A 15314-nucleotide genomic window follows, 5' to 3' on the forward strand; every position below is an offset into this window, starting at 1 on the left:
ACAATGGAATTATTAGTGAATTTTCAACCTGCTAATAACGGAGTTGAACAATGCCTATTAAAAATAAATCGTTAGTTTTTCAGCAAACCCTAATTAGTGAAGGAAGCCGATTAAGGTAATTCTCGCGTTTCACAAGGTATTCGCTGGCGCCAAATTTAAGCGCTTGTACCACTACCTCTTCATTTCCCTGCCCTGTAACAATCAAAATTGGAATATCCAGCTTGCGTTCCTGCCTGATGATTTTAATAAATTCCAGTGCATTCATGCCCGGCAAACGGTAGTCCATTAAAATGAGTTGAAATTTCCAATCTTGGGGAGGTGTATTTTTTCCCGGCAACAGACCGAGCGCTTTTTCTGCGGTTTGAACATTTTTAAGGCGAATATATGGAGCATACCGGGTTAGGTAACGGCCTGTTAAATCAACGTCGGCTGTATTGTGCTCAATGTATAATACATTTATGACGGCGGTCTCTCTTTGTTTCGACTGACGGTGGTTTTCAAGCGCAAATTCAACGGTTTGCGGAAGTTTTGAATAGTAGTCCTGTTTCTTCACCATGTAATCGTCGGCCCCGGCTTTGAGGGCGGCAGCGGCCACTTCCTCATCGCCCGAGCCTGTAAGCATGCCCACCGCCATGTCCATCCCTTTTTGCCTTATCTCCATCAAAATATCCAACCCGTTTCCGTCGGGCAGTTGCATATCAAGTAAGGCTACATCGAAGGATTTTCCCGAATTAAGAAATTTCCTCGCCTCCTGCAGGGTTGTTGCATGCTCTATTATATATCCGGGATCATTTTTTTTTAGTGCGCGAATGGTGAGTCCCGCATCGGTAATGTTGTCTTCTAATAATAGTATGCGCATAACGTAGTATCTTATAAATCATATTCGTATAAAACCTTGCAAAAAAAACACAAAACACAAATTACAAAACATAAATAATAAACAAGATCAAAATTTCAAATACGAAACAAACTACTTTGATTTTTCAATAATTGAAGAGAAAATCTTTTTTATTTTAGGAAGTTTTTTGATATATAATCTTCCTTGTTTTGCTAACTAAAAAGTCCGTTCTTCTAAATCATATACTGGTTTTGAGTTTGTCATTTAGTGTATTGAAATTTATTTGTTTTTTGAGATTTGAGATTTGTAATTTAATGTTTATATGTGGCTTGTCCACGTTAGGTTTTTATATTATCATCAGTTTTGTTCAGTACCCTCCAGTACAAATCAATTTGTTTGGCCACATCGAGGAACTTTTCAAAATCGACCGGTTTAACAATGTAGGAGTTTGCACCGAGTTGATAGGCTTCCCTGACATCGGTAGTTTCTGATGAAGTAGTAAGCACAACCACCGGAATGGATTTAAAAACAGGATGTGATTTTATTTCTTTTAAAACTTCCAGCCCGTTTACTTTCGGCATTTTCAAATCGAGTAAAATAACCACGGGTCGCGGATCTCCTTTTTCCCATTTTTCGATATAAGCGATGGCCTCTTCCCCATCGCGGGCGGTAAGAATCGGGTTTTCAAGCTTCTGCGATTTCAATGCCCGTAAAGTAAGGTCCAAATCAACGGGGTTGTCTTCCACCAGCAAAATGGGTTGATTGTTATTGGTTTCAGTCATATTTTAAGAAATGCTGCAAAAAAGGAACTGCCTGGATACGATGCTGAACTTTGGAAAATCACCATTGATTCCCGTAAAAATGGATTTGGATGGAATAAGTGTCGATACTCAGGCAAGGCTGGCATTCCGTAAAGGGGACGACAATAAACTGACAATTGCTGTCCACGGGGTACGGGCACAACCAGAGCTCGACAAACCATTTTACGGCCATAAGTTCACTGATGAAGAAAAGAAAGTATTATCGGAAACGGGAAACCTCGGAAAAGTACTCGATCTGAAAAAGACAGACGGCTCTGTGCTACCGGTGTATATCAGTATTGACAAGCTGACCAATGAAGTTGTCGCCCTACGTGCCGACAAAGTAAACATTCCGAACGAAATTAAAGGCGCACGCCTGGACGATAAGCAGAAACAAGGGCTACAGGAAGGAAAAGCAGTTTTGGTGGAAGACATGACAGCCCGAAGCGGCAAAGAGTTTTCCGCGCACCTGCAGGTTAATGCCGAAAAACGGGGACTGGAATTCATTTTTAATAACCAGCCCTTTCAAAATCAGCAAGACATACGTATTCCGTCAAAACTCGGCGGGGTAAACCTTTCCGAAAAACAACAGGCCGACCTGAAAGCGGAAAAAACCATTTATGTAGAAGGGCTCACTGATAAAAAGGGGCAACAATACAATGCTTACATCAGAGTGAACCACGAAAAGGGCAAACTGGATTTCTTTAAATGGAACCCCGACAAAGCACAGGAAAAAACGCCTGATAATGCCCACAAAACACAGGAGGCTGTGAACTCGCAGGGCAAAACCAACGAAGCCACCAGAAATGTAAAAGAACCGTTGAAGCCGGGACAAGTCCAACCCAGCGAGAAACAACAACGCGAAAAAGATAAACAACAAAAGCCCAAAACAAAAGGAATAAAAGTTTAAAGGCTTGGCATAATAGCGACAACAACAAATAAAAAAAATTAATATGAAAGTAATAATCGCAGAAAAACCAAGTGTGGCTATAGAAATAGCCCGTATAGCAGGTGTCACAAAAAAACAGGTTGGATATCTGGAAGGAAACGGTTATGTGGTTACCTGGGCTTTAGGTCATTTAATCGGTCTGGCTATGCCGGAAGAGTATGGTTACGGCAATTTCCAAAAAGAAAACCTGCCCATACTCCCGGCTGAGTTTATCTTAACGCCACGGAGTATAAAAGCAGGTAAGTCATACCAGTTTGATAAAAGGGCCTTACAACAACTGGAAGTTATCGAAACCCTTTTCAACCGTTGCAGCCATATTACTGTGGCTACCGATGCCGGGCGCGAAGGGGAACTTATTTTCCGGTACATTTATAATTACCTGGGCTGCAAAAAGCCCTTTTCCCGCTTGTGGATAAGCAGCCTGACCGACAAAGCAATCAGGGAAGGGCTTAACAACCTGAAAGACGGGCACGATTATGACAACCTTTATCGGGCAGCCAAAGCCCGGAGCGAATCGGACTGGATGGTGGGGATAAACGCTACGCAAGCTATTACCGTTAATGCCGGGTATGGTTTGCATTCGCTTGGCCGGGTACAAACCCCTACGCTGGGAATGGTCTGTAAACGCTTCCTCGAAAACAAAGAATTTGTTTCAAAGCCCTACTGGGTTGTAGAGGTTGAACTTATAAAAAATGGCCTTGCCATTAAAGCACGTGTTCCCACAAAATTTGAAGAAGTAGAAAAAGCAAAACAGGTTTTACAAGTAAGCACGAATTCGGGACAGTTAAACGTTGCGGTTGTTGAAACCAAACAACGCACCGAAAAACCGCCGTTACTTTACGATTTGACCACCCTGCAAAAGGATGCCTACAGCAAACTGGGTTTTCCTGCAGTCCAAACTTTGAGTATTGCACAAAAACTTTATGAAGACAAGCTCATTACCTATCCCCGCGCTGGAAGTCGGTTTATACCGGAAGATATTTTTGAAGAGATACCTCTGTTAATTACCACGTTGCACCAGCATCCGGTTTTTGGCGATTATGCGAAAAACCTCAATACGCTGAACAACCAGTGTGTCAACAACGGAAAAGTAACCGACCACCATGCCCTGCTTATCACCGGGAATGCTGCGGAAAAGTTAAAAAAAGAAGAACAGGCTATTTACGATATGATTGCCGGACGGATACTGGAAACTTTCTCCCCAAACTGTCAAAAGGAAATAACCCAGGTTAGTTTCAACTGTAACGGCATTGAGTTAAAAGCCAATGGAACCGTTATCACAACCAAAGGCTGGCGGGCTGTACTTAATATCGGCGAAGAAAACGAAATGGCATTGCCTAATTTTTCGGAAGGGGAACAGTTGCCGGTAACCCGGGCTGAAATCCTTAAAAAACATACAAAGCCAAAACCATTGCTGACCGAAGCTACCTTGCTGTCAGCTATGGAAAGTGCCGGGAAGGAACTGGGAAACGAGGATTACCGCAAAAGTTTAAGCGCAACAGGCATTGGCACCCCGGCAACACGTGCAGCCGTTATCGAAACCCTGTTTGCAAGGGAATATATAAAAAGGCAAGGAAAATCACTTGTCCCGACCGAAAAAGGACTGGCCGTTTATGCCGTTGTAAAAGATATGAAAATTGCCGATGTTGAAATGACAGGTAATTGGGAATATGACCTGAAACGTATTGAACAGGGAGCTATTGACGCCGGTACCTTTTTAAGGGGAATCCGTCAATATACAACACAAATCACAGAAGAACTTCTCCAAAGCAAAATGAGGATAGAAATAAACGATACTCCCGGCGTTGTTTGCCCCAAATGCAAAAAGGGAAAAGTGTTTTTCTATTCCAAAGTTGCCCAATGTGACAAAACGGATTGCGACCTTGTCATTTACCGCCATGTATGTGGCAGAATACTGACTGACAGGCAAATCAGCCGGTTGCTGTTAAATGGGAAGACCGCCGAAATAAAAGGTTTTAGAAGTCGTAAGGGAAATGTGTTCAATGCTGTTTTGGTTTTGGATAAGGATTTTAAAACAGGTTTTGAGTTTGTTCCTGATAAAAAGTCTTTTAATTCCCGAAGTGATACCTGTAAATGATGCTCTGTGGTACTTTTGCGCCTGCTCATTCAAAACTGTGGCGATATCCCCGCTACGCCGGGGACGCAGCATTTTTTTCATTCACTAACGCCAAAGAACCCTGCATGTCCCGGGCAGGAAGGCAAAAGGGCGTTTCCCGGCTGACACCGGCCACGCCCTTTTACCATCCTGCTTTCCCGGGAGTGACTCCCGTTAACAACGGGTATTCCCTTTACAGTTGAATTTCAATACCCACTTCTCAATACTTAAATCATGGAGCTCTCTTATTTTCAATTACGTCTTTTCGCTTTTCTGGAAGAAAGCCATCCCGATAAAATCAATGACCGGGTATTTATCCAGCAACGCAGCGAACTGGCTGCACTGGCTTATTCAGAAGCCATCCAAAACGGGCAAAACCACATTGAAGCCGGGCAGCTGGCCAACACAAAGTTATTCCGCGGGCTATATTTTTCAAAATACGACACCTTGTTTGAAGTACTGTCCGAAGAATTTACCGATACGGTTAGCGATGAAAAAATTCACCTGTATGCTCTGGAACTGCTGCCTTTATGCGAAGATATTTTTGTAAAGTACAGTCTGGATGAAGGCTTTGCCGATACACCCGAATACGAAAAGCTATATACGGAACTAACCGGAAAAATCGCTGCGTATGGCTTATAACAAAAGGCAACACCTGCTGGACAATACAGAAGTCATCCGCACACTTTTCCATCTGGAAAAAGAAACCAGGCAACCATCCGGTGAAGAACTGGCGGCTTTACGAAAATTCTCCGGGTTTGGCGGTCTGAAATGCATCTTAAATCCGGTAAAGGATTTAAGTGATGCCGTACGCTGGACAAAATCTGATTTGCCGTTGTTCCCACTGGTCAGGGAACTGCATAAAGTTATTTTTGAAAACAGCACGGACAGGAACCAGTACCGGCAGTATTACAACAGCCTGAAAAATTCCGTTTTGTCTGCTTTTTACACGCCCCCGGAAATTGTAACTACACTGGCCGGGGCATTGAAAGATGCCGGGATAACTCCCGGACGTTTTTTAGACCCCTCGGCAGGAATGGGCGAATTCATTTCATCTTTTAATAATCAGGGAAACATAGAAGAAACCGTTGGCTATGAAAAGGATTTGCTGACCGGCAAAATGCTGGGGTATCTTTACACCGGAAGCACAATCAAAGCGGAAGGCTTTGAAAATATCAGGGAAGACCGCAATAATTATTTTGATTTGGCGGCCTCCAACATCCCTTTCGGCGATGTTGCCGTATTCGACCCGGTCTTTCATGCTTCCACGGTAATTGCCGAAAAAATGGCAACCGGTGCCATCCACAACTACTTTTTCCTGAAAGCGGTCAAAACCCTTCGGGAAGGGGGCATACTGGCATTTATTACTTCGCAGGGGGTGATGGATTCCCCGAAAAACCAACCCGTGCGCAACTGGTTAACGGGTGAATGCAGCTTAGTGTCCGCTATCCGGCTGCCCAATAACCTCTTTTCAGATTATGCGGGGACGGATGTGGGGAGCGACCTTATCATCCTGCAAAAAAATGGTTACAAAAAACGAATTTCCGACCGGGAAGAAGCATTCATCCACAGCCGTCCGCTTTCTACCGGTATCATGGTTAATGACTATTTTCAGGATATGCAGCGTATTGTGCATACCAAAGGTTTTATCGATACCGACCCTTACGGCAAACCAGCCTGGATATACGAGCATGAAGGTGGGTTGAAAGGGATTGCAGGGGACATGCATAAGATGTTGCGAAATGACCTGTCCCACTACCTGGATATTGAACTGTTTAACCGCCATAGTCATAAGAACCATCAGAAGGAAGCTCAACCCGAACAAGTACAACATACACAATCAAAACAGCAGGGACTAAGCACTCAAAAAAATGAACCCAATAATAACCCGGTGCAACACGTAAAACCGCAACCCGGAGGGACCCAACTCAGCCTGTTTGACCTGTTTGAAGTTTCACCGGCCAACTGGCAGGAAAAGCCTCCAAAAGAAAATTATGAATCCCGCCCTTTTGAAGGAGAACTGCACCATTTTCTAAGCGACGGCAGCCTGGTAGCAGTTAATGGTCCACAGGTGGGGTATTTACGGGATATAAATAGTAAAGGTGGCATTTTTCATCCCCTGGACATCGGGCAGAAACAAAGGGGCATTATCCGCTCTTACATCAAAACAAGGGATGCCTACGAGCAGCTATACCATTTTGAAGCAACCGAAAAAACAGAGAACCCCGAATTACGGAAACGGTTGAACAGCCAATACGATGCTTTTATCCAAAAGCATGGTTTCCTGAATGCCAAGGACAACCTGAAAGCCATCAAAATGGACAAGAGTGCATTGTCTGTTTTGGCTTTAGAGCGGTACATCAACGGTAAGGCAGAAAAAGCCGATATTTTCCGCACCCCTGTGAGTTTTTCCAATTCAAACCAGGCGGAAAATACCAGCCCGGAAGAAGCACTGGCTTTGTCCCTGAACCGGACAGGGAATGTGGATTTGGATTTTATGGCCCGGCGAACTGGCCTGGAGGCTTCGGAGATAAAAGAACAATTACACGGACATATTTATTTTAACCCGCTGGAAGGAGCCTACGAAACTGCTGACAAATTCCTGGCAGGGAACGTGGTCCAAAAGGCAGGTTTAATCAAAAAGTACCTGAAAGAAAATGATGGTAATCCTGCCGTAGTTGATAATCGGGAAATTTCAAAAGCTTATAACGCTTTGCAAAAGGCAATGCCGGAGCGGATTGCTTTTGAGCAACTGGATTTTAACTTGGGAGAGCGGTGGATACCTGCCGGAATTTATGAGAAGTACGCCTCTTATCTGTTCGATACCGATGTTAAAGTACACTACCTTCCGAACCTTGATGAATTTTCAGTTGAGACAGACCATTACACCGCCCAAATCTATGACAAGTTTTGTGTACGCAGCCAAAGCCGTTCGTATAACGGGATGGCGCTCTTGAAAAACGCGCTACTGAATACCACCCCCAACATTACCAAAACCATTACGGTAGATGACAAAGAGGTAAAAGTCCGCGACAGTGAGGCCATCCAGATGGCCGGTAGCAAAATTGACGAAATACGGGAAGGTTTTACAGAATGGCTTTACGGGCAGTCCCCGGAGTTTAAACAGCGGATGGCCGGGCTGTACAATGATAAATTTAACTGCTTTGTCCGTCCTGAATATAACGGCAGCCACCAGTCATTTCCAGGACTGGACTTAAAAGGGCTGGGGATAACGGATTTATACGACAGCCAGAAAGATGCCATCTGGATGTTAAAACAAAACAGCGGGGGAATCTGCGACCACGAAGTAGGGGCAGGGAAAACACTGATAATGTGTTGTGCCGCCTACGAAATGAAGCGACTGAACATAGCCTCAAAACCGATGATAATTGGCTTGAAAGCCAATGTACACGAAATTGCGGAAACTTTTCGTACAGCTTATCCCCACGCTAAAATCCTCTATCCGGGCAAACAGGACTTTACCCCGCAAAAACGGCTGAAAATCTTCCACGATATAAAAAATAACAACTGGGATGCCATCATCCTGACCCACGACCAGTTCCAGAAAATACCACAATCGCCCGAAATGCAGCAACGGATATTACAAGAGGAACTGGACAGCGTGGAAGAAAACCTGGAAGTGCTCAAAAACCAAGGAACCAATGTATCTAATGCAATGTTAAAAGGGTTGCTGAAACGTCAGGCCAACCTGGAAGTAAAACTTAAAAATATTGCCTTCCAGATAGAACAACGTACCGATGATGTTGTAGATTTTAAACAAATAGGTATTGACCACCTGTTTGTGGACGAAAGCCATAAATTCAAGAACCTGATGTTTAATACCCGGCACGACCGCGTGGCAGGGTTGGGCAATTCACAGGGAAGCCAGCGGGCTTTAAACCTGTTGTTTGCCATCCGTACCATACAAGCAAACAAGGGAAAAGATTTGGGGGCAACTTTCCTGTCGGGGACAACCATCAGCAACTCGCTGACCGAACTGTACCTGCTGTTCAAATACCTGCGCCCTGAAGCGATGGCCCGGCAGGATATCCATTGTTTTGATGCCTGGGCTGCCATCTATACAAAGAAAACAGCCGATTTTGAATTCTCCGTTACCAACCAGATTGTTCAGAAAGAGCGCTTCCGCTATTTTATAAAAGTACCGGAGCTTGCCGCTTTCTATTCCGAGATAACCGATTACCGCACGGCCAAAGACGTGGGCATTGACCGGCCGGTAATGAACGAACAGCTTTATAATATACCACCCACGCCTGACCAGGAAGATTTTATCCAACGGTTGATGGCTTTTGCCCAAAACGGTGATGCAACAATATTGGGAAGGGCTCCCCTTTCGAAAAGGGAGGAAAAAGCAAAGATGCTGATTGCAACAGATTATGCCCGCAAAATGAGCCTAGACATGCGGATGATAAGCTCACATTATGAAGACCACATCGACAATAAGGCATCGCATTGTGCAGCCAATATCGCCCGTTATTACCAGCAATACCAACAGCAAAAAGGGACACAGTTTGTGTTCTCCGACCTGGGAACATACAAACCCGGAGAATGGAGCGTTTACAGCGAGATTAAAAGAAAATTACAGGAAGACCACGGCATCCCGGTCCATGAAGTCCGGTTTATGCAGGAAGCCAAAAACGATAAAGCCCGCAAAGAGATTATTAAATGGATGAACAGCGGGCAGGTACGGGTTTTGTTTGGTTCTACCGATATGCTCGGCACAGGGGTCAATGCGCAAAAAAGGGCGGTGGCCATTCACCACCTGGACATCCCCTGGCGACCTTCCGACCTTGAACAACGCAATGGACGGGCTGTTAGGAAGGGCAACGAGATTGCCAAAGCCTTTGCCGGAAATAAGTTGGACACCTTTATTTATGCTGTGGAAAAATCATTGGATTCGTATAAATTCAACCTACTGGCCAATAAGCAGTTGTTTATCCGGCAGTTGAAATCGAACAATATGGGCACCCGCACTATTGACGAGGGTGCTATGGACGAAAATTCGGGTATGAACTTCTCTGAATATGTAGCCATTTTATCCGGTAATACCGAACTGTTGGAGAAAGCCAAATTGGAGAAAAAAATTACGGCAATGGAAAGTGAACGGAAAGCTTTTTACCGCTCCCGGAGTTCGTCGGAATACAAACTGGATGAAATACAACACACCATGAGCCACAACAATACGGCTATCAAAGAAATGAATGCAGACTGGCAATTTTTGCAGAAACGCTTGCAGAAAGATAAAAACGGAAATTTATTAAATCCGATACACCTGGGCGAGCTGAATACTTCCGCTTATGAAATCGTTGGGACAAAGCTTAACCAGATTAATGATGCTATTAACACTAAAGGTGAATATCGAAAAATTGGGGAATTGTATGGGTTCCGGCTTTTGGTCAAATCGGAACTATCAGCCAAAGACGGCTCATTTTTTAGCGATGACAATTACATCAACAACCGTTTTTTTATTCAGGGTCAAAGTGGTATAAAATATACCTACAACAATGGCCGGATAGCCAGGGACCCCAAACTGGCTTCCATGAACTTTTTGAATGCCCTGCACAAAATCCCGGAATTGATAGAAAATCATCAGATGCAAAATGAAAAACTCAGAAAGGACATTCCTGTTTTGCAGGAAGTGGTTAACGGGAAATGGCGGAAAGAAGATGAACTGAACAAACTGAAAACGGAACTTTCGGTACTGGAACGTAAAATTAAAGTTTCGCTTGAAAGGCAAAGCCAACCGCAGGAAAGTAATTTGGAGAAAGCTGAAAAAGAAAACGAGATGATTGAAGTAAAAGAATCAAGAAATCTCTACCAACCTAAGGGATGCAGCTTATAGGTTTAAATCAGATAGCGTTATTTCGCGTTAACCCCAACAGTAATAACGCGATAATGAATTGGTTAATATTTAATCTTGCATTTTTTTGCTAAATAAAGTTTAGTAACCACTGTTTTTAATAAAGTCATTTACCTGCTCCACAGTATAAAATGTTTTGCCGCCAATTCTTAAGTATTTCAAAGTACCTCTTGAACGGTAGCGCTGAAGTGTTCGTTTATTAATATTCAGCAACTGACAGAGGTCCTGGTTGTCCATTAGTTTTAGTTCTTTGCCCCCTGGGTCGGTCATAAACTTGTCCGTCTTTTGATGGAGCAATTCTATTTGCTCCAATATACGCTCCATGTAACTTTCAAAATTGTCCCTGTCAATGTTCATAATTTGCGAGATTTTAGTTTTTTCATTTCACAAATTTGAGAACAACAAAAAAAAATTAGGGGATATTTGCCGGCAAGTACCCCATCAATTTTCATCCAAAAATTCCAGTTTATGATTAAATTCTGTCACCAATTCATTAAGGAAAAAGGAACGGGATTCCACGTGAATTACATTCGCCGACCTGGCAGTCAGCTTTTTAATTGTAGAATGGTAACCCGGAAGGGGGATATTAAAAGTATGGCTAAAAAAACCAACAAGTTCTTTAATAGAAATCCTCCCATGATTGATGCTCATTGTAAGATGCAATGCATAAATCAATTCAAGAAGGGCGCGTTTGCTGGCCGTCCATGTCAGGGGCAACCCCTTGTAAATGTTCAGGTTGTTGGTATTTATTTTATCGCCTATCCTTAATTTTGTACATTCGATTTCCACTTGAACATAATGGATAAGGTGGTCTAAAAACATTAGCAAATCTGGGGCAGGCTTTTTTTTTCAATAATCACAGTTTCCTTAATCCATTCAACAGACAATTTAAGATGGCACCATTCCCGGTATTCTTCTGCCTGGCTCCTACCTGGCTGATGAAAGCACTCTATTAGTACTTTCCATTTATCAATCAATTTCTTCATTTCCTGCAACCGCACATCTTCTTTCTGATCAATTAATTCTGCAATTTCTTTTAAAAATGAATTGAAAGGTTTGTTTTCCATGGGTTTTGTATTTATAGGTTGTCATTGCGTCCACTGGGTAAAAACTTTGCAGGATCATTATTGGTATGGTTTTTCGGTTAAACACAAAAATTGTGCTAAAACTGTAAATAATGAGAATTGATAGAAACAGGTCATTTCAACGTTACATTATCTGCTGGCTAATTAAGCTGTTGTATTGTATCTTTTGCATTTGCCATTGCCTGCAACCGCCTCACTCCGGTTTTCCGTTCCTCTTTCCGTTCATTCAGCAGTTTCGGCATCCCGCGTAAGAGGGGCTCAGGTAATCGCCCCACTTGCTTTTTCCCTTCGCCGTATAATGTTTGGGAATGGCCTGCCTGTGCCTTTGACAGCTTCATTCCAGTCATTTCTCCGATAATCATCGGAGTATTCCTTACATTCAACATTCTCCGGCATCCCGCACAAGAGTAACGGCTTTACTTCACTTTGTTCACCCCGTATCCTGACGGACTTCACTTCGTTATGTTCCGCCGCTACACTTGTTTTTGCCTCCACAGGCGAAGTAATTCCCCGGTAATGTTGCCCGGAATTTAACAACTGAATGTTTTATCCATGTTCAATTTATATAATTCTTTCCCCGGTAGTAAAATTTAAACATCTGCCTTTCCGTCGGTCATTGTCATTCCGGTGGCAAAGGTAACCCGTGTGCATGGGCGAACAAGTTCAGGCCTCCGGTTTTGCAAAAAATCTCCACCCGCCAACTGGCGGGTAGTATTTCCTGCAAAAAACTTGCACGCCCCCGCACACTTACCTTTTTACGCCACCAAAACAACAACGACCGACACGATGGAAAGACGCATAACTTTAAATAATAATACTATAGAAAAGAAAAATGAAATTAATGATTTTGAAAATTCAGGAAATGAAAAACAAAACTCCCTCTCCTCCGGAATCCGCATAGGGTTGGATGAAAATTATCCGTTTGTCAGGCAACAGTTTGTAAAAATTAAAGCGGCTGAATATGCCACCGATTTTGAGTTTTTCCTGAGAAACCAGGTTCATGTGGTACACCATACGGATAAGACAACATCCATTTGCAGCAATTTGGAAAACCGGTGTTTCAAAAGGGACAACACCTCTCCTTTGGATGATGAAACCATTTTGAAAAACCTCAGCCAAATCCATCGTGACATCATCGGCTTTAAGTATGGCGGTGAGCTTGTTTATTAACCATTTAATCCAATTATGATGCTGCTCAAAGATTTACCGAAAGAGTTCAGGGAAAACCATATCTTCAGAATTAAAAACCGTTAACCATGAAAAAGATATTAAATAACAAAACGTTAAGGGTATGGGCTATAAGGCTTTTGATAGTTGTTACAGCCTCGCAGGTAACAGGTCTGGGTATAGGTTATTGTTTTGCGGGATATTTTGTGTTAATGTTCCTGTTCCAATTCTTTGTAAGGCTGTTATTTACTTTCGCCGGACTTGCACTTATGGTGTTGTTTTTGCTCACTTTCTTTATTGGACTATTGACACTTTAAAACAGTATAATTGGCGGGCTGCTGCCCGCTACTTTTTTCGTGAGCCTGTGCGGGAAAAAAGTAGCAAAAAACCTTTGGAGAGCATCGTTAAATGTAAAAAAACAGCATCAGCGTATAGACAAATGGGGACGAGGATTGACATGTTAACTTCTAACTGTCAATTTGATAGGTTTATAAATAGGTTTGACTATACTGGTATAAAAGCCGGTTTTGTAAGCCTATGCAAAAAACAGAAAACAGGAATATCGAAGAAGCAACCCGAAGGGTTAAAGAAAGGATGCCTTTGGAAAAAATCCGGCGTAACCCCAAATACAGGGATTTATCCCCGGAAGGTTATGAGCAGCTTATCAAAAATGCTGAAACCATTGCTTTGTTAATTCTCAAAGCCCTCTTTTTTAAGAAATAACCAATCGGGTTGGCTTAATATTTGAGGAATTGTTTTATCCTTAATTCTAATTTCAACACAATACAAAAATGAACGATTTAAGCCTTTTTAAGCAGTTTGCACCAGAAGCTCCACATGCTTTTAAGGAAGGGAACAATGCAGTGATATATACCCGTGTATCGTCGGCAGACCAGGAAGATAATACCAGTCTCGCATCACAAAAGAAGCATTGCGAAATGTATGCCGACAGGCGGGGGCTGAACGTCGTGGGATATTTTGGCGGCACTTATGAATCTGCCAAAACTGATGACCGCAAAGAGTTTAACCGGATGCTGACGTTTGTGAAACGCTCAAAAAATATCAATTACGTAATCGTTTATTCTTATGAACGTTTCTCCCGTTCGGGGATCAATGGGGCATCTATAGCCGATGACCTGCTGAAAAAGTATGGTGTAATTACCCTGGCAACCACGCAGGAACTCGACCCTACTACCCCTTCTGGCTCATTTCAGCAAAAAATATTGTTCCTTTTTGGGCAGATGGATAATGAATTAAGACGGGACAAGGTGGTTACGGGAATGCGGGAATTGCTTATGAAAGGCTATTGGGTATGGGCTGCTCCACGCGGTTACAATGATTTAAATAAAGGGAGGGCAACAGAACGTAAACTTGTTGTTAACGAAGAAGGGAAAATTCTCAAAAAAGCCTTTGAATGGAAAGCTTATAATAAATTCTCTAATGTCGAAATAACCAGGCTTTTAAAAAAAATGGGGGTTGATATGTCCGAAAAGCGGTTAAATACTTTGTTTTTAAATACTTTCTATTGTGGCCTTATCACCAGCAAGATGCTTCCCGGGCAGATAATTGAGGGCAAGCATGAACCTTTAATTTCAAGAGAATTGTTTCTGGCAGTTCATAATATCCGACAGGAAAATAGAAATCAGGGTTTTGTACACGATAAGGATAATGAGAACCTGCCATTGAAAGTATTCACTAAATGCGAACGGTGTGGCACCTATTTAACAGGTTACCTTGTGAAAAAGAAGGGGCTGTATTATTATAAATGTAATACAAAAGGATGTAAAGTCAACCGCAGTGCCAAAGCAATGCACGATATGTTCGGGGCACTGTTGAAAACTTATAAAATTGGGAAAGAAGAATTTGAACTTATAAAGCTTCAATTAGAGGAGCAAATGGCGGTCTTTTTTAAATCCCGGATAGAAGAAGCAAAATCGTTAAAAAACAAGTTGACCGAAACTCAAAGAAAACTGGAAGCCATTGAAGAACGTTTTGTTATCGGGGAAATTGACCGTAGCCTGTATGATAAATTCCGGCCTAAATATGAAAAGGAATGTTTTGAGATTGAACAGGAACTTGGTAGGACAGGCGGATATAAATCGAACCTTGCAAAGGTGGTGAAATTTGCTGCAAAAGTGTGCCTTAATCCATTGATAATGTGGGAGAAATCAGATTTGGAAGGTAAAAGGGTATTTCAAAACCTGCTGTTTCCTGAAGGAATTATCTATAACCGGGAATTGGACCATTATCGAACCCCCAGGGTAAACTCATTTTTCTCCCCAATCCCACAACTGACAAGGGTTTTGACAGTAAACAAAAAAAGGGGATTCTATCAAAATTGATAAAATCCCCGCTTGGGTGACCCCACCGGGATTCGAACCCAGATCATCAGAACCGGAATCTGACATTCTATCCATTGAACTATGGGGCCATTTTTAACAGGCGTGGCAAAAATAGTAAAAATCATTTGTTTTCCTACTA

General features: G+C 42.6%; 13 protein-coding genes and 1 tRNA gene. 7 read left to right on the top strand and 7 right to left on the bottom strand.

Annotated elements, in window-relative coordinates:
- Positions 1–79 precede the first annotated feature (79 nt).
- Both BUC07_RS18760 and BUC07_RS18765 read right to left on the bottom strand, forming a co-directional pair.
- Positions 80–859 carry a response regulator gene (locus BUC07_RS18760; RefSeq protein WP_073173534.1) on the bottom strand — a complete coding sequence of 260 codons (780 nt, stop codon included), beginning with the start codon at positions 857–859 and terminating at the stop codon, positions 80–82.
- A 317-nt stretch (positions 860–1176) separates the two neighbouring features.
- Positions 1177–1620 carry a response regulator gene (locus BUC07_RS18765; protein WP_073173537.1) on the bottom strand — a complete coding sequence of 148 codons (444 nt, stop codon included), beginning with the start codon at positions 1618–1620 and terminating at the stop codon, positions 1177–1179.
- A 10-nt stretch (positions 1621–1630) separates the two neighbouring features.
- Between BUC07_RS18765 and BUC07_RS18770 the strand changes: the two genes are divergently transcribed.
- The 4 genes from BUC07_RS18770 to BUC07_RS18790 all read left to right on the top strand — a co-directional run bounded on the left by BUC07_RS18770 (position 1631) and on the right by BUC07_RS18790 (position 10563).
- The gene (locus BUC07_RS18770) at positions 1631–2548 is read left to right on the top strand and encodes a DUF3945 domain-containing protein (RefSeq protein ID WP_073173540.1); all 918 of its coding nucleotides are present in this window, start codon (positions 1631–1633) and stop codon (positions 2546–2548) included.
- Positions 2549–2591: 43 nt separating this feature from the next.
- On the top strand, positions 2592–4685 hold the full coding sequence (gene topB, locus BUC07_RS18775) for a type IA DNA topoisomerase (protein ID WP_073173543.1): 2094 nt from the start codon (positions 2592–2594) through the stop codon (positions 4683–4685).
- Positions 4686–4937: 252 nt separating this feature from the next.
- Positions 4938–5345, top strand: coding sequence for a DUF1896 family protein (locus tag BUC07_RS18785; protein ID WP_073173548.1), 408 nt, complete (start codon positions 4938–4940; stop codon positions 5343–5345).
- The gene (locus BUC07_RS18790) at positions 5335–10563 is read left to right on the top strand and encodes a helicase-related protein (protein WP_083578346.1); all 5229 of its coding nucleotides are present in this window, start codon (positions 5335–5337) and stop codon (positions 10561–10563) included. The genes BUC07_RS18785 and BUC07_RS18790 overlap by 11 nt, the downstream gene beginning before the upstream one ends.
- Positions 10564–10662: 99 nt before the next feature.
- On the opposite strand, the gene BUC07_RS18795 is transcribed toward BUC07_RS18790, so the two are convergent.
- The 4 genes from BUC07_RS18795 to BUC07_RS18810 form a co-directional block, all read right to left on the bottom strand.
- Complete coding sequence (locus BUC07_RS18795; RefSeq protein ID WP_073173550.1) at positions 10663–10938, bottom strand: helix-turn-helix domain-containing protein; 276 nt, start codon at positions 10936–10938, stop codon at positions 10663–10665.
- A gap of 84 nt (positions 10939–11022) precedes the next feature.
- Positions 11023–11403: an RteC domain-containing protein gene (locus BUC07_RS21690; RefSeq protein WP_073173552.1), complete on the bottom strand. Its 381-nt coding sequence runs from the start codon at positions 11401–11403 to the stop codon at positions 11023–11025.
- Positions 11403–11648 carry a hypothetical protein gene (locus BUC07_RS18805; protein ID WP_073173555.1) on the bottom strand — a complete coding sequence of 82 codons (246 nt, stop codon included), beginning with the start codon at positions 11646–11648 and terminating at the stop codon, positions 11403–11405. The genes BUC07_RS21690 and BUC07_RS18805 overlap by 1 nt, the downstream gene beginning before the upstream one ends.
- A 158-nt stretch (positions 11649–11806) precedes the next feature.
- Positions 11807–12004, bottom strand: a complete 198-nt coding sequence (locus tag BUC07_RS18810) for a hypothetical protein (protein WP_139279652.1) — start codon at positions 12002–12004, stop codon at positions 11807–11809.
- 448 nt (positions 12005–12452) lie between these two features.
- Between BUC07_RS18810 and BUC07_RS18815 the strand changes: the two genes are divergently transcribed.
- The 3 genes from BUC07_RS18815 (at position 12453) to BUC07_RS18830 (ending at position 15175) form a co-directional block, all read left to right on the top strand.
- On the top strand, positions 12453–12836 hold the full coding sequence (locus BUC07_RS18815) for a hypothetical protein (protein WP_073173559.1): 384 nt from the start codon (positions 12453–12455) through the stop codon (positions 12834–12836).
- Between the two features lie 121 nt (positions 12837–12957).
- Positions 12958–13527: a hypothetical protein gene (locus BUC07_RS20750; protein ID WP_139279653.1), complete on the top strand. Its 570-nt coding sequence runs from the start codon at positions 12958–12960 to the stop codon at positions 13525–13527.
- 97 nt (positions 13528–13624) lie between these two features.
- Positions 13625–15175 carry a recombinase family protein gene (locus BUC07_RS18830; RefSeq protein ID WP_083578347.1) on the top strand — a complete coding sequence of 517 codons (1551 nt, stop codon included), beginning with the start codon at positions 13625–13627 and terminating at the stop codon, positions 15173–15175.
- Between the two features lie 17 nt (positions 15176–15192).
- On the opposite strand, the gene BUC07_RS18835 is transcribed toward BUC07_RS18830, so the two are convergent.
- Positions 15193–15264: transfer RNA gene (locus BUC07_RS18835), tRNA-Arg, on the bottom strand.
- Between the last annotated feature and the right edge of the window lie 50 nt (positions 15265–15314).

Origin of the sequence: Tangfeifania diversioriginum (assembly GCF_900141875.1) — a bacterium.
Lineage (GTDB): Bacteria > Bacteroidota > Bacteroidia > Bacteroidales > Prolixibacteraceae > Tangfeifania > Tangfeifania diversioriginum.

Coding starts and splice junctions, on each gene's coding strand:
- BUC07_RS18760 (WP_073173534.1), bottom strand. CDS start 859: ATGCGCATACTATTATTAGAAGACAACATTACCGATGCGGGACTCACC.
- BUC07_RS18765 (WP_073173537.1), bottom strand. CDS start 1,620: ATGACTGAAACCAATAACAATCAACCCATTTTGCTGGTGGAAGACAAC.
- BUC07_RS18770 (WP_073173540.1), top strand. CDS start 1,631: ATGCTGCAAAAAAGGAACTGCCTGGATACGATGCTGAACTTTGGAAAA.
- topB (WP_073173543.1), top strand. CDS start 2,592: ATGAAAGTAATAATCGCAGAAAAACCAAGTGTGGCTATAGAAATAGCC.
- BUC07_RS18785 (WP_073173548.1), top strand. CDS start 4,938: ATGGAGCTCTCTTATTTTCAATTACGTCTTTTCGCTTTTCTGGAAGAA.
- BUC07_RS18790 (WP_083578346.1), top strand. CDS start 5,335: ATGGCTTATAACAAAAGGCAACACCTGCTGGACAATACAGAAGTCATC.
- BUC07_RS18795 (WP_073173550.1), bottom strand. CDS start 10,938: ATGAACATTGACAGGGACAATTTTGAAAGTTACATGGAGCGTATATTG.
- BUC07_RS21690 (WP_073173552.1), bottom strand. CDS start 11,403: ATGTTTTTAGACCACCTTATCCATTATGTTCAAGTGGAAATCGAATGT.
- BUC07_RS18805 (WP_073173555.1), bottom strand. CDS start 11,648: ATGGAAAACAAACCTTTCAATTCATTTTTAAAAGAAATTGCAGAATTA.
- BUC07_RS18810 (WP_139279652.1), bottom strand. CDS start 12,004: ATGAAGCTGTCAAAGGCACAGGCAGGCCATTCCCAAACATTATACGGC.
- BUC07_RS18815 (WP_073173559.1), top strand. CDS start 12,453: ATGGAAAGACGCATAACTTTAAATAATAATACTATAGAAAAGAAAAAT.
- BUC07_RS20750 (WP_139279653.1), top strand. CDS start 12,958: ATGGGCTATAAGGCTTTTGATAGTTGTTACAGCCTCGCAGGTAACAGG.
- BUC07_RS18830 (WP_083578347.1), top strand. CDS start 13,625: ATGAACGATTTAAGCCTTTTTAAGCAGTTTGCACCAGAAGCTCCACAT.